18 protein-coding genes are annotated in these 24,955 nt (G+C 39.9%); 2 read left to right on the top strand and 16 right to left on the bottom strand.

Features of this window, described 5'->3' with window-relative positions:
- Positions 1-28: 28 nt before the first annotated feature.
- The 11 genes from rpsP to GM552_RS03675 form a co-directional block, all read right to left on the bottom strand.
- Entirely contained in the window at positions 29-388 is a 360-nt protein-coding gene (rpsP, locus tag GM552_RS03725) for a 30S ribosomal protein S16 (RefSeq protein ID WP_155565328.1), read from the bottom strand.
- 40 nt (positions 389-428) lie between these two features.
- Complete coding sequence (gene ffh / locus GM552_RS03720) at positions 429-1,817, bottom strand: signal recognition particle protein (protein ID WP_198209907.1); 1,389 nt, start codon at positions 1,815-1,817, stop codon at positions 429-431.
- 197 nt (positions 1,818-2,014) lie between these two features.
- Positions 2,015-2,560, bottom strand: a complete 546-nt coding sequence (locus GM552_RS03715; RefSeq protein ID WP_155565327.1) for a Spy/CpxP family protein refolding chaperone — start codon at positions 2,558-2,560, stop codon at positions 2,015-2,017.
- A 145-nt stretch (positions 2,561-2,705) separates the two neighbouring features.
- On the bottom strand, positions 2,706-4,082 hold the full coding sequence (gene der, locus GM552_RS03710) for a ribosome biogenesis GTPase Der (RefSeq protein ID WP_155565408.1): 1,377 nt from the start codon (positions 4,080-4,082) through the stop codon (positions 2,706-2,708).
- A gap of 18 nt (positions 4,083-4,100) precedes the next feature.
- Positions 4,101-5,477: a PQQ-binding-like beta-propeller repeat protein gene (locus GM552_RS03705; protein WP_155565326.1), complete on the bottom strand. Its 1,377-nt coding sequence runs from the start codon at positions 5,475-5,477 to the stop codon at positions 4,101-4,103.
- 2 nt (positions 5,478-5,479) lie between these two features.
- The gene (locus tag GM552_RS03700; protein ID WP_155565325.1) at positions 5,480-6,163 is read right to left on the bottom strand and encodes a tetratricopeptide repeat protein; all 684 of its coding nucleotides are present in this window, start codon (positions 6,161-6,163) and stop codon (positions 5,480-5,482) included.
- A 50-nt stretch (positions 6,164-6,213) separates the two neighbouring features.
- Positions 6,214-6,591, bottom strand: coding sequence for a hypothetical protein (locus GM552_RS03695; RefSeq protein ID WP_155565324.1), 378 nt, complete (start codon positions 6,589-6,591; stop codon positions 6,214-6,216).
- A 42-nt stretch (positions 6,592-6,633) separates the two neighbouring features.
- Positions 6,634-7,953 (bottom strand): dihydroorotase, encoded by a 1,320-nt coding sequence (locus tag GM552_RS03690; RefSeq protein WP_370533588.1) that lies wholly within the window; start codon positions 7,951-7,953, stop codon positions 6,634-6,636.
- 15 nt (positions 7,954-7,968) lie between these two features.
- Positions 7,969-9,747, bottom strand: a complete 1,779-nt coding sequence (gene asnB / locus GM552_RS03685; protein ID WP_155565322.1) for an asparagine synthase (glutamine-hydrolyzing) — start codon at positions 9,745-9,747, stop codon at positions 7,969-7,971.
- Positions 9,747-10,787, bottom strand: coding sequence for a glycosyltransferase (locus tag GM552_RS03680; RefSeq protein ID WP_155565321.1), 1,041 nt, complete (start codon positions 10,785-10,787; stop codon positions 9,747-9,749). The genes asnB and GM552_RS03680 overlap by 1 nt, the downstream gene beginning before the upstream one ends.
- 29 nt (positions 10,788-10,816) lie before the next feature.
- Positions 10,817-11,755, bottom strand: coding sequence for a glycosyltransferase family 9 protein (locus tag GM552_RS03675; protein WP_155565320.1), 939 nt, complete (start codon positions 11,753-11,755; stop codon positions 10,817-10,819).
- Positions 11,756-11,926: 171 nt separating this feature from the next.
- Here GM552_RS03675 and hisI point away from each other — a divergent pair, with 171 nt between their 5' ends.
- Together hisI and lpxB are read left to right on the top strand one after the other, a co-directional pair.
- Complete coding sequence (gene hisI, locus GM552_RS03670; RefSeq protein ID WP_155565319.1) at positions 11,927-12,334, top strand: phosphoribosyl-AMP cyclohydrolase; 408 nt, start codon at positions 11,927-11,929, stop codon at positions 12,332-12,334.
- Positions 12,334-13,503 (top strand): lipid-A-disaccharide synthase, encoded by a 1,170-nt coding sequence (lpxB, locus tag GM552_RS03665; protein ID WP_155565318.1) that lies wholly within the window; start codon positions 12,334-12,336, stop codon positions 13,501-13,503. Before hisI ends, lpxB begins: the two co-directional genes overlap by 1 nt.
- 18 nt (positions 13,504-13,521) lie before the next feature.
- Here the strand turns inward: lpxB and GM552_RS09050 are convergent, their stop codons facing one another.
- The 5 genes from GM552_RS09050 to gltB form a co-directional block, all read right to left on the bottom strand.
- Positions 13,522-14,694, bottom strand: coding sequence for a cytochrome c (locus tag GM552_RS09050; protein WP_196424845.1), 1,173 nt, complete (start codon positions 14,692-14,694; stop codon positions 13,522-13,524).
- Between the two features lie 125 nt (positions 14,695-14,819).
- Positions 14,820-16,985, bottom strand: coding sequence for a xanthine dehydrogenase family protein molybdopterin-binding subunit (locus GM552_RS03655; RefSeq protein ID WP_155565316.1), 2,166 nt, complete (start codon positions 16,983-16,985; stop codon positions 14,820-14,822).
- Entirely contained in the window at positions 16,975-17,439 is a 465-nt protein-coding gene (locus GM552_RS03650) for a (2Fe-2S)-binding protein (RefSeq protein WP_110438888.1), read from the bottom strand. Before GM552_RS03650 ends, GM552_RS03655 begins: the two co-directional genes overlap by 11 nt.
- A 48-nt stretch (positions 17,440-17,487) precedes the next feature.
- Positions 17,488-20,127: a cation:proton antiporter gene (locus GM552_RS03645; protein WP_155565315.1), complete on the bottom strand. Its 2,640-nt coding sequence runs from the start codon at positions 20,125-20,127 to the stop codon at positions 17,488-17,490.
- Between the two features lie 265 nt (positions 20,128-20,392).
- Positions 20,393-24,913 (bottom strand): glutamate synthase large subunit, encoded by a 4,521-nt coding sequence (gltB, locus tag GM552_RS03640; RefSeq protein WP_155565314.1) that lies wholly within the window; start codon positions 24,911-24,913, stop codon positions 20,393-20,395.
- Positions 24,914-24,955: the final 42 nt, after the last annotated feature.

Genomic DNA, 24,955 nt, shown 5'->3' with positions numbered 1-24,955 from the left:
AGGGGCAACCTTATTCAATAATCAACAATTAAGCCTCAGCTTCAGCTTCTTCTTTTTTCTTAGCTGCGGCTTCAGCACGTTCCCGGGCCTTTTTCTTCGGCGCAGACTTCTGAGGCTGTTCGTTATAGACAAATTTTTCCGCCAAACCAGCATTTGCCAAAAAACGTGCAACACGATCGGTTGCCTGTGCCCCTTTTGTCAACCAATAACTAATCCGTTCATTAAACAAACGAACTCTTTCAGCATGATCGGAAGGAAGCATGGGGTTATAAGAACCCACTTTTTCAATAAAACGTCCATCCCGAGGTGAACGGCTATCAGCAATAACTATGTGATAGTATGGACGTTTTTTTGACCCTGAACGGGATAAACGGATTTTAAGGCTCATTGATTCTTTTTCTCCAGATTCTAGCCATTAATGAAAGAAACTAACGCATCATCCCACCACCAGGTGGAGGCGTCATTCCTTTAGGTAAAAGAGCAGATAACCCCTGTCGCATTAAACCTTTAACGCCCAGCTTGTTAAACCGCTTCATCATGGAAGCCATCTGATCATATTGTTTTAACAACCGATTGACTTCCTGAACTGTTGTCCCCGATCCTGCCGCAATCCTTTTTTTACGAGATGCCTTAATAATATCAGGCTTTTTACGTTCGGCCTTAGTCATTGATGAAATAATGGCCTGATGACGTTTAAGAATCGAGGTGTCTATCTCTTTATTGCCAAGTTTTTCTTTAACTTTTCCCATACCTGGGATCATGTCCATAATGTTGGAAATTGATCCCATTTTATTTATCTGTGAAATTTGAGTCGAATAATCATTCAAATCAAATTTTCCCTTGAGCATCTTCTTGGCAAGACGTTCATTTTCCTCTGTATCGAGAGTTTCAGAAGCTTTTTCAACCAGCCCCGCTATATCTCCCAATCCCAGAATACGGCTGGCGACACGTTCGGGATAGAATTCCTGTAACGCATCAACCTTTTCACCCATACCAACCAGCTTGATTGGGGCGCCAGTAATTGCCCGCATTGATAATGCGGCACCACCTCGTGCATCCCCATCCATACGGGTCATAACAACACCCGTAATCCCAACTTTCTCATTGAAATGCTTGGCTGTGTTAACCGCATCTTGCCCTGTCATAGCATCAACGACAAGAAGGGTTTCAACAGGCTGAACCGCATCTCTGATATTTTGAACCTCCTGCATCAAAACATCATCAATCGCCAAACGTCCAGCTGTATCCAGGATAACAATATCATATCCCTCTAAACGACCGATCTCCATGGCCCGTTTGGCAATTTGCAATGGATTTTGTCCCTCGATAATTGGTAATGCAGTTACGCGTATCTGATTGGCCAATTGCTGCAATTGCAATTGGGCGGCAGGACGATAGGTATCCAAACTGGCAAGCAATATTTTCTTGCGTTCACGACGATTTAGGAAATATGCAATCTTTGCCGAAGTCGTGGTTTTACCAGATCCTTGCAAACCCACCATCAAATAAGGAACAGGTGGCGCAGCATTCAATGCAAGAGGTACAGCACCTGATCCACCCAATGCATCAATCAATGCATCATTTACAATTTTGGCAATTGCCTGACCAGGTGAAATATTGTGCAAGACTTCCTGACCAACAGATTTTTCCTGAACCTTTTTAACAAATTCCTTGACGACAGGCAAAGCAACGTCAGCATCAAGCATTGCCAAACGGATCTCACGCATGGCCTCATTAACGTCTTCCTGAGACAATGCCCCCCGTTTCGAAAGTCCGTCAAATACACCAGAAAGTTTACCAGATAAACGGTTAAACACGTTTTTTTCCTACATTTACACAATAAATAACGCGTTACTGCACGAGCCTTCGTGAGGTAACGTTTCTTAATCTAGAAAATAGAATTAACCTGATTTTTAATTAGTTGTCAATTGAATAATTGTTTAATAAGAAGCATGTTGTTCAATTCTATCTGTCACCATGCTTCTTATAAAAAGCTTCAGCTAATTATTGATTATTATTGAGCTTGGTTAGGCGCAACCATTGGTGCTGCGGTTCCATTTGTTGCTGTTTGACGCATCTGTCCACGCAATAACTGCATTTGACCATGAATGTCCTTCATCTTGATGATACGCGCTTTTAACTGAACCAACTGGTCTGGCGTCAAAATGTTACGAAGGGCAAGTAATGTCTTGGTATGATTTTCAGCAGTTTCTCTGTGAAGTTTTTCCAATTTATCCACAAATGGATCAAGATTTCCTTTTGTTACTTTACCAGGTGCCAATAAAGCATTTGCCATATCTCTATGTACAGCCTCAACTTGCTGACGAGTGGTTTCTTCCTTTAATCGAGCACTATCGACGATTACCTTGGCTTTTGCCTGTTGTTCGGCGCTAAGATTAAGATTTTCGAACATGTATCCCAATGGACCAACCGCAGGCCCAAATATGCCACCGGGAGGTGGAGGTGCCATTCCAACAGGTTGGGCCATTGCGGATACCATACTGCCAAGGCTTAGACCGCCGGCAACAGCCAAAGAGGTTAACATTTTCTTATTAAACATAAAAAGCCATCCTTTCTTTATTGAAAAGCAATAAAAGGTTTGGACTCTTTTATCACTTAGTTCAATTTTATCAAAGTTTTAGGCAAAAGTATGAAGATTTTTTATATTTATTACAAAATAATTTTAAAAATGTGTTTTTTGAGTTTCATTGTTTTTCATGAATATATGGATTCTTGCTATCTCTGAATTGCAAACGGATTGGCGTTCCAGGCATATCAAAAATTTCACGCAAACCGTTCATCAAATATCTCTGATAATCCAGGGGAAGTTTTGAAGTTCTAGTTCCAAATAATATGAAGGTTGGTGGTCGGGCCTTGGCTTGCGTGATGTAACGTAATTTTAATCTGCGTCCATCAATCATGGGAGGGGCATGCCTCAAAATAGCCTCTTCAAACCAACGGTTCAATTCCCCTGTCGGAATACGTTTGTTCCAAACATCATAGGCTTTTCGAACCGCGGGTATTAATTTATGAACCCCTCGACCTGTAAGAGCTGAAAAAGCAATGATAGGAATGCCATGCATTTGTGAAAGCGACATCTCAATTCTATCTCTTATACTCTGGCGGGTGGCCACGCTATCCTTTAAAATATCCCACTTATTAAGCGCAATAACGCAACAGCGTCCTTCTCTTTCAATTAGACGGGCAATTTGTAAATCCTGTTCATGAATGCCCAATTCAGCATCAATAACCAAGACAACCACTTCGGCCATTTTAAGGGCTTCAATACTGGCAGAGACAGACATTTTTTCAAGTGTCTCATCAATTCTGGCTTTTCTCCTCAATCCGGCGGTATCAACCAATTCAATTTCCCCTTTTTCATCATGAAAGGATACTGAAATTGAATCCCGCGTTAATCCAGCTTCCGGCCCGGTAATTACACGCTGCTCCCCTATCAATTGATTGATCAGAGTTGATTTGCCGGCATTGGGACGTCCCACAATTGCCAATCTCAATGGTTTATCTTCAGAGTTTTCCAATGATATATTTAATGCCGAATTATCCTGGAACTGTTCAATTGGAAGCTCCACCTCAATCCGGTCTACAAGATCCATGATACCTTCACCATGCTCTGCAGAAACAGGAATGGGTTCCCCCAAACCAAATTTATACATTTCCAAGGCGGCTACATTTCCGGAATGACCTTCGGCCTTATTCACAACCAAAAGAATTTTACGCCCCTGTTTTCTCAACCATTGAGCAAAATGTTCATCAACAGGTGTTATGCCCATTCTGGCATCAACACAAAAAAGAATCACATCTGCCATATCAACCGCCCGTTCGGAGGATATACGCATACGACCATGAACAGTTTCGGGATCATCCTCTTCCCATCCAGCCGTATCAATTAAGGTAACGGGGCGATCGTTTAGAAGAATGTCAACTGATTTCCGATCTCGTGTCACCCCCGGCTGATCGCTTACAATTGCAAAGCGTCTTCCCGCCAGCCGATTGAATAATGTCGATTTACCGACATTAGGACGACCCGCGATCACAATAACAGGCAATTTGTGTTTAGCCAATGTCACGTATTTTATTTCCTAACCAAAAGCAGTTAACTTACCATCTTGCCCCAGAATCAGCAAACGCTCATTTACAACCACCGGAGCTAGAGCGGGAGTTATACCTGTTTTAACAATATTGGTTATTTTACCTGATGCCGGACTGAAGGTTACCAGTCCAATATCGTTAAAATCACTGATACAGATAAGTTGTCCGCCTGCCAATACAGGACCATACCAAGCAATGGAATCTTTATATTTTTCCATATTCTTGAAACGTCTCAGTTGAGTGACCCAACGAACCCGACCCGTTACACGGTCAAGACAAGCCAGTTGCTGATCAAGGGAAAGAACAAATAACCAATCGCCAATAACAACCATTGAATTTTGACCTGAAACTTCACGTTCCCAAATACGTCGACCAGACCTTAAATCCAGTGCCACCAAGATTGAGCCGATACTTATAGCATATACCGTACCATCAACAATTACAGGAAGCGCACTGATTGCCGCAAAATCCACAAAAGCATTACGGCCATTTCGACCCAGCGTATCAGTCCAAATCTGCTCCCCGGTATTTGCCCGCAACGCAATCAAATCTCCTGATCCAAAGCCTGCGACAAGAATGCCTTCTGAATAGGCTGGTGCTGGCTGACCAAATAATTTTGTTTGAACACTGCCTGTACTATAGGACCATAACTGATTTCCCGTTTTTGTATCCAAACAAAATAACCGTCCATCAATGGTGCCAAAAAACAATAACTGGTTTACGATTGTTGGTGCGGAACGACCAGGTGTACCAACATCCACACGCCATACAACCTTTCCCGTTTCCCGATCCACCCTCAAAGTTTCGGCCACGCCATCCACAATATATAAAGCATCCTCGGTTAATCCAATACCACCTCCCAAATTACTTGATCTTGACTTTTTCTTTTTGGGATTTAGCCGCCATAGCAACTTACGTGATTGCCAATCAAACGCAGTTACCTTACCCACAGCATCCATTGTGAAAAAATGATTGCCATCTATAACCGGAGTTGTATTGATGATGCCCTGGCCTTTTGATCCCAGCGCAATATAGGATAAAGGGCTTGGTTCGGAATTTCCTGATCCGATACTGCAACTCCACATTCTACGCACGCCACCCATCGCACTGTGAATTGAGGCATGATCAGCCGTTCTTCCCTCAAGCATCCATTTCTCGTCGATAACTGGTGATGGAATAGTGATTGGAGTTTTGTCACTATGATCGACCATCAGTCCGGCACCAGTACTAAAAACGTCTATTCGTTTACCAATAATAACAGGTTTATTATCCTTATGCCCGCAAGCTGCCAAGGCCATTCCAGTTGCGGTTGTCGCAAGAATCGATCGACGTGAAAATTTCTTTTTTATAGGTAGAATATCTTGCATCGTTAAACCCTTTTATTCGCTGCAATAACCTGCAACATCACATTTGCCCTTTTCCGTAGTTCTGGACTGGCATTCATATCCGTAGATAAACGTCCAAAAACCTGTTTCGCCTCTATAACTTTACCAGTTTTAAGATCCAAAATCGCCTCACACTCTCGTGCCAAAGCATACCAGGGAGTCTTGTGATCCAACAATTCTCTGATACGATTATGTAATTCACCTGGATCTACATTATCAAGATGGTTTTCAATCCACAATAAATTAGCCAGATTACGAAAATCAGGCGATGCAGTTTTATCAAATCTCAAAGCTTCCCAAATTGCGGATGCCTCTTTAAGCTTTCCCTGATCCAGTAGTAATGATGCTTGTTTTAATTGTGCCAATGCCCGTATAGATTGGGGAGAATGATTGGATATATGGTTGAATTCACCAATGATCTGGTCAACCATCTTATCATCTTTGGATTGAGGAGATAACTGTACTGTTTTTTGCATGACCTGCATATAAGAATTTGATGCATTTACAATTTTCTTATGCTTTTGCCAATGATTAAACTGTAAAAGACCAAATACGGCCAGACCAGCAATAATAACAACTATTGCCAATTTAGCATAACGTCTCATAAAATAATGCAGTTTTTCTGTCCGTAATTCTTCATCTATTTCTTTAAACAGGTCTTCTGACACTTACAGTTTCTCCTTTGTGCGTTTATTATTACTTGAATTTGGCAGTTTTTTTATTTTCCACCTGTTGCATTTTTTAATTTTTTACTTCCATCGACAATCGTGGCACGCATTTTAGTAAGGTTGGCAGTAATTCTAGCATTCATTTCAGCGCTAACTTTTTGGATCGATTCCATTTCATTTTTTGCTTTTTGGCTAATGGCAACCTGTTTTGCATGCGCCTGTTTTGAAATACATGCATAATACACATGAACAGCCTTGTTATAATTATTAAACTGCTCAACACTGGCATTGTATTTGGTAACATTGCTTACGTTTATCACTGGTGACTTGGGTTCATTGCCACAGGATGCAGTCCAATCCTGTGCAAAAGCAGCCACGCCGGGTATTGGAGAAAATCCAATCATAGCGGTCAAAATGAATTTTTTCATCGGATATTTCCTTTCGATGATAAAGTTAGATATGATGCAGACTCATGGTAGAAAATCTACCAAATCTCCGTCAGGTTTCCCACAAATTTCATTATCCTGCATCACGATTTTACCTTTTACGATTGTTGCAACAGGCCATCCTGTCACTTCCATTTGATCATAAGGTGTCCAACCTGCAGGTGAAACGATCCAGTCATTGGTGATACGACGATTTGTTTTCATATCAACCAGGGTGAAATCCGCATCATAACCGACCTGAATTCGTCCTTTTGTAGGCATGCCATATATTCTTGCCGGATTAGATGCCATTAAATCGACCAAACGACCAAGCGATAATCGTCCCTCATTTACATGATTCAACATGAGTGGCACGAGAGTCTGTACACCCAGCATTCCTGATGGACAGCATAGCCATGGTTTTGCCTTGGCTTCTGGATCATGGGGCGCATGATCCGAGGAAACGATATCAACCACACCATTCTCAATCCCTCTCCAGCACGCATCATAGTGTCTTTTATCACGGATAGGAGGATTCATCACCGCCAAACCTCCTAACCGTTCATAACATTCCGGTGCGATTTGGGTTAGATGATTTCCTAGCACTTCAACGGTTGCGATATCTTTATAATCAACCAACCATTCAAGTTCTTCCTGTGTCGTTGTATGCAAGATATGCGCGGGTCGACCTGTTTTACGGGCTAATTTTATGATACGTCGTGTTCCAAGAAATGCACATTCCTCATCACGCCACAAACGATGATTTTCGTAAGGCATACCTTCACAGAATAACTTTTTCCTAGTCTGTAAACGATATTCATCCTCGGCATGATAACATACTCGACGATGACCATACCGCATGATATTTTCAAGGCTTTCATCATCTTCCACCATTAAGGAACCGGTTGAAGAGCCGGCGTAAACCTTGATACCACACACCCCTCTCATCGTTTCGAGCTTGGATAGGTTTTGCGTATTTTCCCGTGTGGCACCAACGTAAAATCCAAAATTAACCCAGCTTGTCTCCCTTGCCCTTTCTTGTTTCCATATGATCATTTCCTTATCCGCTGTGGGAGGATTTGTATTGGGCATATCAAAAACAGTGGTCAATCCACCCATCGCTGCCGCTTTTGTCCCGGTTTCAATTGTTTCAACCATGGCATTTCCCGGTTCGCGAAAATGCACATGACAATCCATCAAACCTGGAAGAACATAAAGACCCTTCGCATCAATAATCTTTTCAGCAGCATCACTTGATTGAACAGACAGGGATTGAATACGCCCTTTGATTACACCAATACCGGTTTCATATTGTCCCCATGGTAAAACACAATTACCATTTTTAATTATCAGATCGTAATGCACAAGCAAAATCCTTTATCAATCCATTAAAACTTCTAAAACATTTCCCAGCGGATTTTTCCCAACAATATGCACCTGATGCCATATTGCATAAAATAGAATATTCCAAGCCATAAATCGTTCCTTGCGTCCAGATGCCTTTTCAAATAAAGATCTCACATTTGATAAGGAAATTTTGTTACCAATATCTGTCTGACAAAAAACCGCCTGGGCCAATTCATTGGCGTGCTGTTCGATCCACAAACCAATTGGAACACTAAATCCAGATTTTTTGGCAAAAGGTTGTGCTAGAGGAAACTGCCATTCAAGCCATTTGCGTAATATCCATTTCCCTTGGCCATTTCTTATTTTCAAATGATCTTCAAGATTGAAGGCGAATGCTGCAATTTTTTTATCCAGAAATGGGACTCTTCCCTCAATAGAATGAGCCATGAGACAACGATCAAGCTTGATTAGAAGATCATTGGGTAACCAATCATTCATATCAATTTTTTGAGCATTTTTCAGGCGTGAATCATTTTTATCCTGCAATTTATATTGTAATCTGAAATAATCTTGCCATTCGCTGGAAACGGAATGAAGGAAAAAATTGTCTCGTTCAAAAATACCCTTGCGATAAAGTCTTTTACCGCCTAGCCAAACAGATTTTGCCGCTTTACGATATCGTCCATAACCTGCAAATAATTCATCACCACCCTCACCAGATAAAATAACCTTAACTATGGATCTGGCCTCATTTGCAAGAAACCATGTTGGGATAATTGCATAATCGGCAACAGGATCATCCATACAAGCAATAATTTTAGGTAAATGTCTGAAAACATCCTGCTGATTTATGGTGACGCAATGATGTTGAATACCTATTTCCTTTGCCAATAATGCCGCCTGCAATGCTTCATCCTTAACATAGCCAGAATCATTATTTATCTCAAAACGGGCTGTCCAGGCATGAAGACGATTAATTCGTCCCAGACGCTGCATCATTTTCAATATAATTGAGCTATCGACACCACTTGATAGAAAAAGTCCGAATGGCACATCAGAACGTTCATGAATACGAATCGAATCTTCCAAAAGACTATCAAGCTGATTTAAAGCTTTTTTCTCATCTGTAATCATAGACCTTGTTTTTGGAAAACAAGACTGTGTTTGCCGATGAATAATTTCACCATTTCGGATTATCAGGGTTTCACCAGGTAAAATCCGATAAATATTATTATAGATTGTTTTATGGCCCGGTATGAATTGCAATTGCAACAATGTATCGACTGCAGACTGATTTATATCATCATGCCTAACAAAACCTGCCTTGATAATTGCTTGCGCTTCAGAAGCAAATACAACACCCTGTTCTACACTAGCATAGTATAAAGGTTTTATACCAAAGGGATCACGGCTTAAAACAAGCGTTTTTTCATCTATGTCAACCATGGCAACTCCATACATGCCACGTAGGGAATTCACATAATCGGCATGAAATTTCTGCCATAAGGGAAGGATTACCTCACAATCGCTTCCCGTTTTAAAAATATAATTCTTAAAAAGATGGCGTAATTCAAGACTGTTATATATTTCACCATTTGCAATCAAAACCTGTTGACTGTCATTGGATAGAGGTTGTTTTCCCCCTTCTATATCAATAATAGAAAGACGCGAATGCAACAAAACAACATGACTATTTTCCCATGATCCGTTTCCATCAGGACCCCGGTGATGCAAAGCCTCCAATAAGATCTTTTTTTGATGTTCAGAAATGCTGTGACCATCTTTCAAGGCAATTCCTGCTATTCCGCACATCAGATTTTCTCAATTCTCGTTAAAAATTCATACCATTTTTGTAAAACAGTCGCCTGACTAAATTCCCTTTCGAATTTTTGACGTCCTGCAATTGCAATTCTTTGAGATAATGCCGCATCATTTGTCAAGGACGCGATAGCCTTTGATAAGGCTGTTTCATCTTCCAGAGGGGTTAGGAGACCATTTTTCCCATTGTCTATCAATTCCACAGGTCCTTGCGCAGCCAATGCAACCACCGGTTTAGTCGCGGAAAAACCTTCTAGAACTATATTACCCAAAGGTTCATGACGAGAGGAGCAAACCAGAATATCGCAAGCCTGGATAATACCTGATATATCCGCAATCCAACCCGGCATATGGACACGATCTTGAACCTTTAAGAATCTTGCCAAATTTTCAAGCTTCTGACGCTCCTCACCTTCCCCAGCTATAAGCAAATGGGTATTTGCAAGATTAGGCATCGCCTTTATAAGGATATCAAATCCTTTATTAACGTGCAGTCTACCCAACGCCAGTAAAAACGGTGCGTTATTGGGAATATAAGAGGGGCGTCTTGCACATGCATCGGGAAATGTTCTTGCAAAATTGGGAACATGATGAACGCGATTTTCCGGCCATCCTTGGTTTTTGATCCATTCTACAATTCCTTTGGTATTTCCAACCAGATGATCACATTGCCTGTAATATTTTAAATCATAAAACCCGCCTAAACGTCCCACGTTTATCCAATCACCCCTTGGCATAAAAGAGGCCGCCCTGTTCATCCAAGCCACCGCTACTCTTGGTGAAAAATCCTTTAGAATTCTTTTTAGTTCATACTTCGTTGAAAGATCCAACAACCCACCGAATCGTAATTCATGGGAGAATAAACCAACCTCGGTAAATTTCCGTTTACGATCGGAATTTTTCCGTATAATAGGTAATACAGACAATTTTTGAAGATGCTGGGCAATACATAATCGCTCGAAAAACAATTCTGCCCCACCATTAACCGCTCCCGCCATAATGTGTGCAATACGGAAATTTGATGGATTGCTCATATTTACAAAACTTATTCCTAAATTACATTTTAATCATTTTGCCTATCTTGTTTATTATAGGTTTCCAAAAGATTCTGAAAAGCATTATAAACTTCATCAACCGTTAAGTTTTCCATATTTGCCATTCCATTTCCGCCTGACGCTGACAACCCTTGAGCATGGTTCCCGGCTGGCTCATATTCTGACAATTTACTTGGTCCAAACAAACCAAGTACTGGAATTTGACAAGCGGCGGCCAAATGCATCAAACCTGAATCATTACCTATAAAACCTTTACAACGTGATAATAAAGCTGCAACTTCTGTTAAAGTATTTTGACCACCACTATCTATAACTGGCAGACTGGTCCTTTTCAATGGATCCACAAGATTAAACTCTTGACTTCCTGGCCCATAAAAAAGAACAAATTCATAATCCTTATTAAAAACCAAAAGTTTTTTTGCCACTTGAATAAACCGTTCAATTGGCCAAATCTTGCCAATCCAATTTGCGGTTGGTGCCAAGGCAATATAATGGTCGGCGGGCAATTTTTCTGCAGCCATTTTTTTATTTTTTTCATCAATCCATACTACTGGTAAAGGTGTATAGGACAATGATAATGACCTGGCCAAATAATGCACGCGATGTTCCTTAATCCTTCCACCACGTACAATGCATTTTTTTCTTGTTCTTAAAAAATAGCCTATTCCTGAACCACGAAGGTCAATTACCAAATCCCAGGATTGCATCACACATTGTGACCATAATAATAACCAATGAAAATCAAAGCGGTATTTATTCATAACCAATGTCTTGTCACGCCTTGGCATTGCATCGAAAAGACCAGCTGCCACTGGTCCGCAAGCGATTGTAAACTTTGCTTGTGGATAGGTTTGTAACAAATAATCAAGTATTCCCGTTGAAATTACGGCGTCTCCCAATCGGGTAGAGGTAATAAACAGAATTTTCCTGATTGAAGATACCGTCATGCAAACCCTTATTCTTTCAATCCAAATTAAATAATATATAAGTTGGCAATTTAAAACAGTTTAATTCAAAGCTATTTATCATTTAATTAATTAAATGATAATTAAGATGGATATTCTCAATGAACAAACTGTATTCTAACAATATGGTTTTAACAACGAAAAAAAATTATAATGCACAGTTCCAATTTCAATGAATTATTGGCCAAGATAAAATTCAATCAGGATGGTTTGGTTCCAGCTATTGCCCAACAATTTGATAGTAAGGAAGTTTTAATGATGGCATGGATGAATCAGGAAGCAATTATTGAAACTATTTCCACTGGTCAGGTCTGTTATTATTCTCGCAGCCGTAAAAAATTATGGCATAAAGGTGAGACTTCAGGTCAGACACAAAAATTGGTGAATTTCCTTTTTGATTGTGATGGCGACACACTGCTGCTTTTTGTCGATCAGAAAGGCGTGGCATGCCATACCGGTCGTAAAAGTTGCTTTTATAATGCGTGGCAAAACGGATCTATCAATGAAATAAGCCGTCCCCTGATTAATCCTGAAAAATTATATCAAAATAATCATAAATAATGAACAAATCAGAAAATCCACCAATAATATGGATCTTGGCTGGTGAAACCAGTGGTGATGAATTGGGAGCAAAACTAATTAAAGCTTTGCGTCATTTTAACCCCGATCTGCAGTTTTTAGGTGTTGGGGGGCCAAGAATGCAAGAACAGGGAATGAAAATCCTTTTTCCCATGCAGGATCTTGCCGTGATGGGATTGGTTGAAGTCCTTCCCAAAATATGGACCTTGTCAAAACGCCTTAACCAAGCTGTCAAACATATTGAAACAATTCATCCAGATATCATTGTAACAATTGACAGTCCCGGTTTTTCTTTACGATTATTAAAAAAAGTCCAATCTTTATCAATTCCCAGAGTTCATTATGTTGCGCCCCAGGTTTGGGCATGGCATGAAAATAGAGTAAAAAAATTTCCTGGACTATGGGAAAAACTTCTTTGCCTTTTTCCTTTCGAAGAAAACTTTTTTTTAAAACATGGAATAAAAGCCCAATTTGTTGGCAATCCCATTATCGAGACAGAAATTCATCATGCAAATGCCGATGATTTTCGCTCTGAACATCATATAGATCCACTTCAACCGATTTTACTTTTAATGCCTGGCAGTCGTCGGTCAGAATTGCCGAAGCTTATGCCCGTATTCAAAAAAACTTTAATTTTATTAAAACAAACAAAACCAGAACTCATTGCCGTGTTACCCACCTCTCCGCTCGCCAGACATTATGTTGAAAGAATCATTGAAGACTGGCCTGTAAAAGCACTGGTTATTCATGAAAAAAAGGATAAATATAATGCCTATGCAGCAGCACAAATCGCCCTGACAAAATCCGGAACCACAACCTTGGAACTTGCATTGGCCCATATACCCATGATCGTAACCTATAGGGTCCATCCCATCACGGCAATGATTGCCAGACACATGATTCAGGTTCCTTTTGTAGCAATGGTTAATCTTCTAGCCCAAAAAGAGGTTGTACCTGAACTCTTGCAAGAAAACTGTAATCCCGTAAAATTGGCTGAAAAGGTTATCGAATTTTTAGATGATAAAAATATGGTTCAAAAACAAAAAGAAGCTTTTATTCAAATTCTAAACGCTTTAAAAGCACCACATCATCAACCACCCTCTTATGAAGCAGCTAAAGAGATATTAGAATTAATGAATAAAAATGAATAATATTTTAGTTTACACTATTTATTCTTTATTTAACAGTGCCCTTTCTTTTCTAACCTGTTCAGCGGTTACATGCCCGTTTCTTCCTCCGAAACGGGAAATAACATAATTGGCAATATCTGCAATATCCTGATCATTGAAAATATCCTTGAAAGAAGGCATCATATAATTACCCAGCTTAGGATCTTTAAGGTTTGATCCTTTTAAAATAACCTTAACAAGGTTATTACCACCCGTTATCGTTGCTGTTCTCGAACCCCAAAGGCTTTCATATTCCCCTTGTCTTCCTTGACCATTTTCCAGATGGCAATTTGAACAAACAGAAGAATAAAGATGGCTTCCATGACTATGACTTTGTTCAGTAACCTCCAATTCTTCAACAGATATCTTGGCTGCCCCTTGTTGCTTTTCCACGGGACGTAAAGAACGTAGATAAATTACAATTGCATGAATGTCTTGGGGTGTTAAATAAGATAGTTGCGTATTTATAACATCTGCCATGGGACCGGATGCAGCTCCATGACTTGAAACATATCCCCGGGATAAATATTTTTCCAAATCAGTGTCACTCCATGAACCAATTCCCGTATCCTCATCAGCGGTAATATTATATGCTGTCCATCCCTTATGACCGCCCCCTGCATAATCTTTTACAACAAAGCGACCATTGGACCAATTTTCAGGAGTATGACAATATGAACAATGACCTGGTCCTTCAGTCAAAAATTTTCCCCGGTTCCATGATTGTGATTTCTGATTGTTATACTCGAAATGCTTGCCCGTATAATTTATGATCTGCCAAAAACGAATGGCCCATCGCATATTGTAGGGAAAAGCCATTTCTTTATCAGGAACTTTATTTTCAATGGCAGGTTGTTTTTCAAGATAGCGTCTGATTGCCAATATTTCATCACGACTCATGGCACGATAGGCAGTATAGGGCATTATGGGATACAAATATTTTCCTTTATGACCAATTCCTTTTTGTAATGCACTTATAAATTCATCATCTGTATAACGCTGAATTCCTGTTTTCACATCTGAGGTAATATTTGAAGAATAAACAGTTCCCTGTTTGGATATATAAAAAGGTTTTCCCCCTGCCAGTCTTGGTCCATGATCAGCTGTATGACAACTTTCACAACCTGATGCGTGAAAAAGATACTCTCCTTTATCCATTTGGTCCTTCTTCACATCAGTTGCCTGACCGATCAATATGCCAAATGATGAGCTGGAAAAATTAATACATAAAATTATGAATAAACGATAATTTTTCTTAAAAAAAATTAAGGAATTGATGAATTTAATCATGAAAATTCTTATTTATGCTGAAATACCTGCTTCGCCAAAGGCAATGAATGAAAAAATTTACCCTGAATCAATCCCAAGGCATGGCTCAGTGCTGGTGCTGCCACTATTGTTCCCAATTCACCTACCCCTGACGGCGATTCATTACTGTTAACCATATGAACCTTGACATTAGGCATATCATTCATTCTCAATACTCGATATTGATTATAATTCCGCTGTTTAATTTGTCCGTTTTCTATTTGCACTTCACCATACAAAGCGTCACTTAATCCAAAAACAACTGAACCCTCAATTTGAGCGCAAACTTGTTCTGGATTTACAATCAAACCACAATCAACCGCCACATCAGCACGATGTATAAGAATGACTGAACTGGTTGTAATTTCAGCTTCTATAATTAGAGCGATATAACTGCCAAATACATGTGCCATGGCGAAACCTTGCCGAATGTCTCCAGATTTGAATTTATTCCATTCGACATTTTGCAATAACAAATCAACAACTGCTTTTGCACGATCATCAAGACCCAAAGTTTTACGGTATTCGATCGGATCCATACGTGTATATAATGCCAGATTGTTAATCATGTTTTCCAATACAAAAACATTACGAGTTGCCTCTCTACCCTGTCCAGATCCGAAATTCAATTTTGGAGCATCACATACAGAATATTCAAACTTATAGTCATGAATATGATAAGGCATTGTATCCAACCCCAAAAGGTAATTCGGACTGGATGGATTCCTCTTGTCTGTATCGTCAATAAAAGTCATCATTTTATGATGAACAGAGGTAATCGCCAATTTGTTATTTACGCCTATCTTTAACTGGTCATAATATGGAGGACGTAACGCATCATTTTGAAAGTCGGCTTCCCTTGACCATATAAAATTTACCGGATATGAAACCTGTCGTGCGAATTCAGCTGCATCAAGAATGTATTTTTGGTCCAATCTACGACCAAAGCTACCGCCAATTTCATTATAATGAAGAATTACATTTTCTTTACAAAGATGAAATTTTTCAGCAATATGCCCCTTTAACATTGATGGAGCTTGGGAACCTATCCATAACTCACATTGATTGTCGTGAAAATATATTGTGCAATTTATAGGTTCCAATGCCGCATGCAAAAGCATAGGCTGAAAAAAATCCCATTGAAACAGTTTTTTTTCATTTTCCATTTCAACTGATACTGAAGCAGTTTTATTATAAAAAAGCATAGTGGAAGGTTTTGATATACCCTTTTTTAAATTCTCATAAATCATTGATGTATTCAGTTGAATATTTTTATCACCCTGCCATTTTATTACAAGACATTCAGCCGCTTTCAGGGCACGCCAAAAATTATCAGCAATAATACATATTGACTTTTCATTTTTTAAAATATCCTGAATTCCAGGAACATTTTTGGCCTGTCTATCATCAATTTGATGGATTTGATCCCCTTCAATAGGAGAGCTGATAATATAACCCGTTTTCATCCCGGAAAGTTTAATATCCATACCATAAACAGACTGACCTTTAATTTTTTTATCCGTATCAATCCTTGGTTGTGGTTTGCCAATAATTTTATAATCTAATCTATTTTTAAATTGAACAGATTCTGGAATATCAAGTGTCATAATTTTTGAAATTAGCATTCCGTACGAGAATGTTTGATTATCAGGGCAAATAACATATCCATTTTCAGTATGACATCGTCCTTTATCTATATTCAATTCCGCAGCTGCTGTTTGTAAAAGCATCATTCGTAATTCGGCCGCACCCTGTCTGAGAGGGAACCAATCTTTCGCAACAGAACCTGAACCATAGGTCAGATTTAAATCCTCATTTGGTTTCATATTTTTTATTTGTTCATTTTCAATCATTTTGGTTTCAATTGAAACCGATTTTAAATCAACATCCAATTCCTCGGCCAAAATCATTGAGGCAGCCGTTAAAATCCCTTGCCCTATTTCAATATCGGGTATGAAAAAAGTGATTTCATTATTTGCTTTTATTTTTATGAAAGCATTTAAATATTGTTTTTTTCTGTTTTTTCGCTCGGAAAAATCTGAATCTTTCTCTAACTGATCATTTTGTGCATTGCCCCCTACAGGTAACATGAACCCAAAAAGCAAAGCACCCGTTTTTCCCAAAAAAACACGACGGGAAATTTTTTTATGCTTCATCCATTATACCTGCAGCAATTTGAATAGCTTTATAAATACGTTGATATGTTCCACATCGACAGATATGACCTGTCATAGCTTCTATAATCTCGTTTTTATCAGGTTTATCATTTTCTTTTAACAAGGCTAAAGCCGTCATGATCTGACCAGGTTGACAATAACCACACTGCGTTGGTTCCGTCTCTTTCCAGGCCGCCAATAATTTTTGAAATATTGAGTCTTCCCCAACCCCCTCGATAGTAACTATCTCCCTATTCCCGATATCACCAACAGGAATGGAGCAAGATCTTACAGCTTTACCATCTAGATGAACGGTGCATGATCCGCATAAACCAATACCACATCCATATTTCGTACCCGTTAATCCAACAATATCCCGCAAAACCCAAAGTAATGGCATATCTAATGGAACATCCAGTTCTATTTTCTTTTTATTAACTGTGATGGAAATCATATCTGGTTCTGATTGCTGTTCTATTTTTAATTCAAAAAGAATAAATTATCAGTTTTTATTTTGTTTATCATTATTTTCAATGTTACCCTCATTTTTTAAATTATTGATTTCCTTGGACTCATACCCCAACATCAACTGTTTTTCCTTATTGGCTATACGTCGTGTATATCCCAACATCATGAAATCGTCATCCTGAGAATTAGGGCGATCTTTTGCCTCGTCAATTTTTGAAAGATTATAGGCCACAATAGGATAATCTTGAATTAACCGTTTAAATACATCGGCTGGCATCACCAATAAATATCCAAACCTCAATGCACGATAATTTGCATAAATTCTTTTACCCGCAATAAGTTCTGATGCACCAAGAATATCACCAATCCCATATGTTAGACTTTTACTTGCAGAATGGGTTTCAAATAATCCGCTACTGACAAAATAGACATTTTTAACCTTCTGTTTACGATGAAGGATTTTTTCACTCGGAAATACAAAATAGACCGACATAGACATACTTATATCATATAAAACAGCCTGTGGCACACCGCGTAAACATGGCAATTCCTTCACGCGCTCTTCCAATCCACTTTTGAGATTGAATTTTAGACGACGATTATAACGTTCAAAACGCTTTTCAACATTTTTTTCCAGTTCGGAATAAAGCTCATCACTAACCAGGGATTCAGCCCAAAGACTGTTATATTCATCACTTTCTAATCTGAGAGTGACCAATTTCAAAAACCTTGATTCAAGAGCTTCAATATATCCCTGGTAATGAATGCGCATAATTTCCAGCGCATCATCCAACATACGATTTTGCCTATCCAGAACTTCTGAAACAATTTCGGCAATTCGTACACCCAATGTCGGTTCTATACGCCTTTTCATAAAACGTGTTAAGGAAATCGATACAAATCGGGATACCAGCAATATTTCAAACCGTTCCATCATGCAGTACATCAAGGGACGATCGATATGCAATTTTCGATGTATATATTGCGCAACACGAAATCGAAAAGGAGGATGCAATCTTTTCTGCATCGCTTTTACGTATCCATACCTTCCCTCGGTCCATGCACCATCCAGCGTAGCTTCCGCTGAGCGCAAAAGAGTTTCCATCACTCTTCGTGGCAAACCCTGCATACGGAAAAGATCCAGTAAAATTGACCGCTCTTGTGCAGCTATTGTAATCAAAGCCAGTGAAATACGTTGACGATCAGTCAACATTGTATCAAAACTATTTGCTTCTCTTTCCTCATTAATACGACGGTCAATCTCTTCAAGCGTATAATTGGTAATGACATTTGAAAATCCAAATTCATTTGCCACGCGACGAGCCTTGTCCTTAACATTACCCAATCCAATTCCTAGGATCTGGTGGCGCACAGCCTGGTCAATGGGTGTAAGTTCATTTAGCCGAAAATAAATTACCACCGCTCTTAACGTTGTTCCGTTAACCAACAAGGTAAACAATACAAAACCCGTTGCAACAATACCTACAAACTGGGAAATCGGTGTTGGTATCAATTCATTTTCCGTTACCGCCAATGCAAGGGCCAGTGTAATGGCACCTCTTAATCCACCCCATACCATTGTCGCTTTAAATGGCGTCGGCACTGGAGGTGAAAGTTTTGTAGCTGCAAGTAAAGGCAACATCCCAAAAATAACCATTGCGCGTGCCAGCAACCCGGCAATTGTCGCCAATAAAATAAGAATAAAATCCCATTTTGTCATACCAATCAATAAACGGGGGACAAGCATAGAAGCCAACACAAATAATAGCGATCCTGCCCAAAATATTATTTGTTGCCATAACTCATTCAAAAATCGCCATGTTTGAGGTCTAAATGTCGAGGGACCATAAGCGGATAAGGTCAATCCTGCCGCTGCCGCTGCCACAACACCGGAACAGTGCAACAAGTCATCACAAACAATATAGGAAATATATGGTAAGGCAACCGTTAAAGTAATTTCCGCAGATCGACCTGTATTTGAACCCAAACTTACAATCATCCACAAAGCGCAACGTGCAAAGAAAAATCCTGCAATCAATGCCCCGACAAAAGAAAGAAAAATTGCTAGAGCTGAACTAAATAAATGTACCTCTTTATGCGCAATAATAGCGGCAACCAAAGTCGAAAAAATGGAAATTGCTGCAGCATCATTCAATAAAGCTTCGCCTTCAACCAAACGGGTAAGACGAGTTGCCGCCCCAATTTCTCTGAATATGCCAGCAACAGCAGAGGGATCCGTCGTTGCAACGATCGCTCCAACCAGCAGACAAACTGTCAGAGGCATTCCCGAAAAGGGATATAAGGCCAGACCTATAGTGGCAGTAGAGACAATGACCGCAACAATGGCCAATAAAAGAACCGTGCCGATTTCATGGGCCAAACGACGCACATCAATAGCCAATGCCGCCTGAAAAACCAATATGGGCAGAAATATTAACAAAAAACCTTCGCTGTTTATTGGAAAATCAAGTAATATTTCAGCGGCTGTATCAAAAACATGTATGTGGGAGCTGTGTAAAATCAAATCAGCTGTTCCACCAAGAACAACCCCAACAATAGCCAGTATTACAGTTTCAGATAATTCCAGCCGTTTTGCCAATGGCTGAACGGCGCTTACAATGACCAATAATATAGCTGTCGCTAATAAAACAGTGGCCAGGCCTGTAACTGGCATATTGATGTCTCTCCGCTATAAACAAAATTAGAATTATTTTATATATCAAGCCTAATACGGATGGGATATCAACTTAAGTCAATATAACTAAAAAAATTCCTCGTAAAAAAATATAGAATTCATCTTAGACCGTTATGAAAGCTTTACTGCATTATAATTAACATATTTTCATTAAAATAAAATGATAAAATCTTTGAAAATAGGATAAATTTTTATGAAATTGATCCTATTGCCCATCCATAATTTGATGTAATACCGTTCTAAATTATGCAGTTTCTTTCAAAATATCTTCATTAAATTCAAAATTTATAACGCGAGCATATTCTGTGGGAACAATATGCCAGAAATGTTTTATTGTATTCTGCCATTCATGTAAAAGATGCGCAGCATATCGGCTTTTTGTTTCTTCAATATGCTTTTCAATAAGGTTTTTGACCCTGTCTTCCCATTTTTTATCAATCACACGCTGCCATCGCAAAGTTGACGCATTGACACGACGTTCAAACTGTTGGTGGGGATCGTAGACAAAGGCCATTCCGCCTGTGAAACCGGCCCCGAAATTAGGACCTGTTTCACCCAGAATGATCACTGTTCCCCCAGTCATATATTCACATCCGTTGGCACCGCATCCCTCAACCACAGCCGTGGCACCCGAATTGCGAACCGCAAAACGCTCACCTGCCTTTCCGGCCGCAAACAGATATCCGGCCGTTGCACCATATAAGACTGTATTGCCAACAATCACATTATGATTTGAAACAAGTTTTGTTTCTGGTACAGGACGCACAATAATGGTGGCTCCTGACAACCCTTTCCCGACATAATCATTGGAATCCCCAAAAACCTCAAGTTTTAAACCCTGAACTGCAAACGCACCCAACGATTGGCCTGCTGATCCATTAAGACGAACAGTCAGATGATCCGGCGCCAATCCTTTCATACCAAACCGACGGGTTATCATTGATGAAATTTTTGTTCCAATTGCTCGATATGTATTATAAACATTATATCGCAATTGCATTTTTTCACCATGTTCGAATAATGGCTGAGCATCAACAATCATTTGTGCATCCAATGTTTCAGGCACCTCATTACGCCCTTCACGAACACAATAACCAGCATGCATCCCCGGATCCACTCGTGCCAATAATGGATTCAGATCCAAATCATCCAGATAAGATGCACCACGTAAAACCTGACGTAACAGATCTGTTCGCCCGATTATGTCTGTCAAAGATGTAAATCCAAGTGTGGCGAGAATGTTTCTTACATCTTCAGCAATGAAAGAAAACAGATTGATCACACGTTCAGCCCCATCCTGAACAAAGTTTGCACGCAATTTTTCATCCTGGGTACAAACCCCAACGGGGCAGGTATTGGAATGACATTGACGAACCATGATACAACCCATTGCTATAAGACTGAGTGTACCAATACCGAATTCCTCCGCTCCTAGCATGGCAGCAATAACAACATCCCGACCAGTCTTGATACCACCATCAACACGTAAAACCACCCGGTCACGCAAACCATTTAACATCAACACCTGATGCGCTTCCGCCAACCCCATTTCCCAAGGAATTCCACCATATTTAATGGAAGTCAATGGAGAGGCACCCGTTCCGCCATTATGACCTGAAATCAATATTGTATCAGCCTTGGCTTTAGCTACACCGGCAGCAATTGTTCCAATTCCTGAAGCCGCAACCAGCTTAACACCCACAGTTGCCTCTGGATTAATTTGTTTGAGGTCATAAATAAGTTGCGCCAAATCTTCGATCGAATATATATCATGATGAGGAGGCGGAGAAATTAAAGTAACTCCTGGGACGGCATGTCTAAGACGACCAATTAATTCCGTAACCTTAAATCCTGGTAATTGTCCACCCTCACCCGGTTTTGCACCTTGGGCAATCTTGATTTCAATTTCACGACAATTATTCAAATACTCAGCGGTTACCCCAAATCTTCCAGATGCAACCTGTTTAATTGCCGACGATGCATTATCCCCATTTTCACGGGGTTTGTACCGAACCGCGTCTTCTCCTCCCTCCCCGGAATCTGAACGGGCTCCAATCCGGTTCATGGCAATCGCAAGAGTTTCATGTGCTTCGGGGCTTAACGCACCGAGAGAAATTCCGGGGGAAATCAATCTTTTTCTCAATTTTGTAATATTCTCAACCGATTCAACAGGGACCGGTTTATTTGTCGATTGAAAATCGAATAAATCCCTTAGAGCCATTGGAGGTTGTCTGTGAATTTCATGGACATATTGTTGGTACAATGGCCAACTGTCTTTTTCCACAGCCTGCTGAATCAGTTTAATGACAGAACTGCTTAAAGCATGTTTCTCACCTTGTTGACGCCATTTGTAAAACCCACCGATCGGCAACAATTTCACATTGGGATCCCAAGCCAATTGATGGGACTTTTTTATATTTTGTGCAATTCCTGATAAACCTATCCCTGAAATTCTGGAAGACATTCCCGGAAAAAATTCAGCAACCAATGCCCGGGACAGGCCAATCGCTTCAAAATTATATCCACCTCGATAAGAAGAAACCACAGAAATTCCCATCTTGGACATAATTTTCAACAAGCCTTTATCTACGGCTTTACAATAGTTTTGAACAGCCTGTCTTAATGTAATATTTCCAAAAAGCCCTTTTTTATGACGATCCGCTATACATTCCTGAGCAAGATAAGCATTGACTGTCGTAGCTCCAACCCCGATTAAGACCGCAATAGAGTGCACATCAAGACAATCTGCCGCCTGCACGTTAACAGAAGTGAAGGTTCTCAGGGATTGACGAACAAGATGAGTATGTACGGCAGCCGTTGCCAAAATCATTGGAATATTGGCATAATCCCTATCTTGCTTGTCATCACTAAGGAATATATGTGTACACCCACATCGAACAGCCTCTTCAGCTTCACTGCAAATTCTTGCCAATGCTTGACGAAGCCCTTTTTCACCATCATTGACCTTATAGTTACAATCAATACTGCACCCGGTTTTACCGCAATATTGTTTCAATGCTATAAATTCACTGCTCGTCAAAACCGGACTGCTTAGACGTAATAACTGACACTGTTCGGAAGACTGATCCAAGACATTACCCAAATTTCCCAAACGAGTGCTCAACGTCATAACTTGGGTTTCTCGCAGACTATCAATCGGTGGATTGGTAACCTGGCTGAAACGTTGACGGAAATAATGCGATAATCCTCTATAATGCTCACTAAGTACCGCCAAGGGCGTATCATCGCCCATTGAACCGATCGCTTCCGCAGAATTTTCAACCATAGGCTGCAATACTGTTTCAAGATCTTCAATACTCATTCCAACAGCAAGCTGTCTTTTACGTAATTCATCCTCTGCGAATAAGACAGGCTCATTATCCTGATCTTTTACTATGGAAGTAATTTGCTGCGTATTCGTAATCCAATCACTATAATTATGACGTTTAACTAGAAGCTGTGTTATATCTTCAGGGCGATAAAAAAGACAATTATCCATATCAAAACCTATTGTTTCTCCTGGTCCTAATCTGCCTTTTTCAAGAATTTGGTCTTCAGGAATATGCACCATTCCTGTTTCTGATCCCAAAATCATCAAATCATTAGCTGTTATCGTATAACGTAAAGGACGTAACCCGTTTCTATCCAATCCGGCAATAATCCATTTACCATCGGTTCCACATAAAGCGGCAGGTCCATCCCAAGGTTCCATTACCGCGTTGGAATAGCTGTACATATCTTTCACATCCTGGGTAATATCCTGCAGCAATCCCAGGGCCGGTGGAATCATCAAGGCCTTTACCGTAGGGGCATCCCTACCCGCAAACGTTAATAGCTCAAATACATTGTCCAACGCCGCGGTATCAGATCCATTGAATTGAATGACCGGTTTCAAATCTGTCATATAGGCATCCAAATCCGGATGGGAAAGTCTTGTTTCGTGACTTTTCATCCAGTTTATATTACCTGATAATGTATTTATCTCACCATTGTGGGCAATGCGTCTAAACGGCTGCGCAAGTTTCCATGTCGGAAAGGTATTGGTTGAATAACGTTGATGGTAAATCACAAAACGGCTGACAAATCGTTCATCCAACAGATCCGGATAAAAATCGGACAGATTTTCCGCCAAAAACATGCCCTTATAAATTATCGAACGGCAGGACATTGAACAAATATAAAGATCAACATGACTTTCAACAGCCTTTTTCTCTATTTTCCGTCGAATAATATAAAGATTGCGTTCAAAAACATCCTCTGAATGATGATGTGTATTGATGACAAGAATCTGTTCAATATCAGGACGTGTGGCATTCGCTTTTTCACCGATACAGTTCGTATCAATTGGCACCTGACGCCAACCATAAATTGAATAGCCAAACCCCATAATTTCGGTTTCGATAATTTGTCGACAGCGCTCCTGACTGGCTAAATCATTCTTAGGAAGAAAGATCATTCCTACAGCCAGCTGCCCCTGTTTTACCGCATGATGACCACTACGAATGGATTGCAAGAAAAAATCCTGTGGTATTTCAACATGAATACCGGCACCATCTCCTGTTTTACCATCAGCATCAACAGCGCCACGATGCCATAGGGCTTTTAAAGCTGCCAAACCGGCCTCAACCACATCTCGGCGTTTTTGACCATCAAGAGCCACAACAAATCCTACACCACAAGCATCATGTTCTTGTTCGGTGGAATAAACATCTTTTAGGATCGCTTCATTCTTTTTTCTTTGTTCAACAAAGGAATAATTATTCATTTTCTTAACCTACCGTAATGAATACATTCAATTCTGGATATC

This window comes from Commensalibacter sp. ESL0382 (assembly GCF_009725775.1).
Classification (GTDB): domain Bacteria; phylum Pseudomonadota; class Alphaproteobacteria; order Acetobacterales; family Acetobacteraceae; genus Commensalibacter; species Commensalibacter melissae.
Note: the sequence above shows the minus strand (reverse complement) of the source record. Positions and strands in the feature narration are given on the sequence as shown.

Excerpts from the sequence above, each read along its gene's own strand:
- rpsP (WP_155565328.1), bottom strand. The coding sequence starts at position 388 with ATGAGCCTTAAAATCCGTTTATCCCGTTCAGGGTCAAAAAAACGTCCA.
- GM552_RS03715 (WP_155565327.1), bottom strand. The coding sequence starts at position 2,560 with ATGTTTAATAAGAAAATGTTAACCTCTTTGGCTGTTGCCGGCGGTCTA.
- GM552_RS03705 (WP_155565326.1), bottom strand. The coding sequence starts at position 5,477 with ATGCAAGATATTCTACCTATAAAAAAGAAATTTTCACGTCGATCGATT.
- GM552_RS03695 (WP_155565324.1), bottom strand. The coding sequence starts at position 6,591 with ATGAAAAAATTCATTTTGACCGCTATGATTGGATTTTCTCCAATACCC.
- asnB (WP_155565322.1), bottom strand. The coding sequence starts at position 9,747 with ATGTGCGGAATAGCAGGAATTGCCTTGAAAGATGGTCACAGCATTTCT.
- GM552_RS03680 (WP_155565321.1), bottom strand. The coding sequence starts at position 10,787 with ATGAGCAATCCATCAAATTTCCGTATTGCACACATTATGGCGGGAGCG.
- GM552_RS03675 (WP_155565320.1), bottom strand. The coding sequence starts at position 11,755 with ATGACGGTATCTTCAATCAGGAAAATTCTGTTTATTACCTCTACCCGA.
- hisI (WP_155565319.1), top strand. The coding sequence starts at position 11,927 with ATGCACAGTTCCAATTTCAATGAATTATTGGCCAAGATAAAATTCAAT.
- lpxB (WP_155565318.1), top strand. The coding sequence starts at position 12,334 with ATGAACAAATCAGAAAATCCACCAATAATATGGATCTTGGCTGGTGAA.
- GM552_RS03655 (WP_155565316.1), bottom strand. The coding sequence starts at position 16,985 with ATGAAGCATAAAAAAATTTCCCGTCGTGTTTTTTTGGGAAAAACGGGT.
- GM552_RS03650 (WP_110438888.1), bottom strand. The coding sequence starts at position 17,439 with ATGATTTCCATCACAGTTAATAAAAAGAAAATAGAACTGGATGTTCCA.
- GM552_RS03645 (WP_155565315.1), bottom strand. The coding sequence starts at position 20,127 with ATGCCAGTTACAGGCCTGGCCACTGTTTTATTAGCGACAGCTATATTA.
- gltB (WP_155565314.1), bottom strand. The coding sequence starts at position 24,913 with ATGAATAATTATTCCTTTGTTGAACAAAGAAAAAAGAATGAAGCGATC.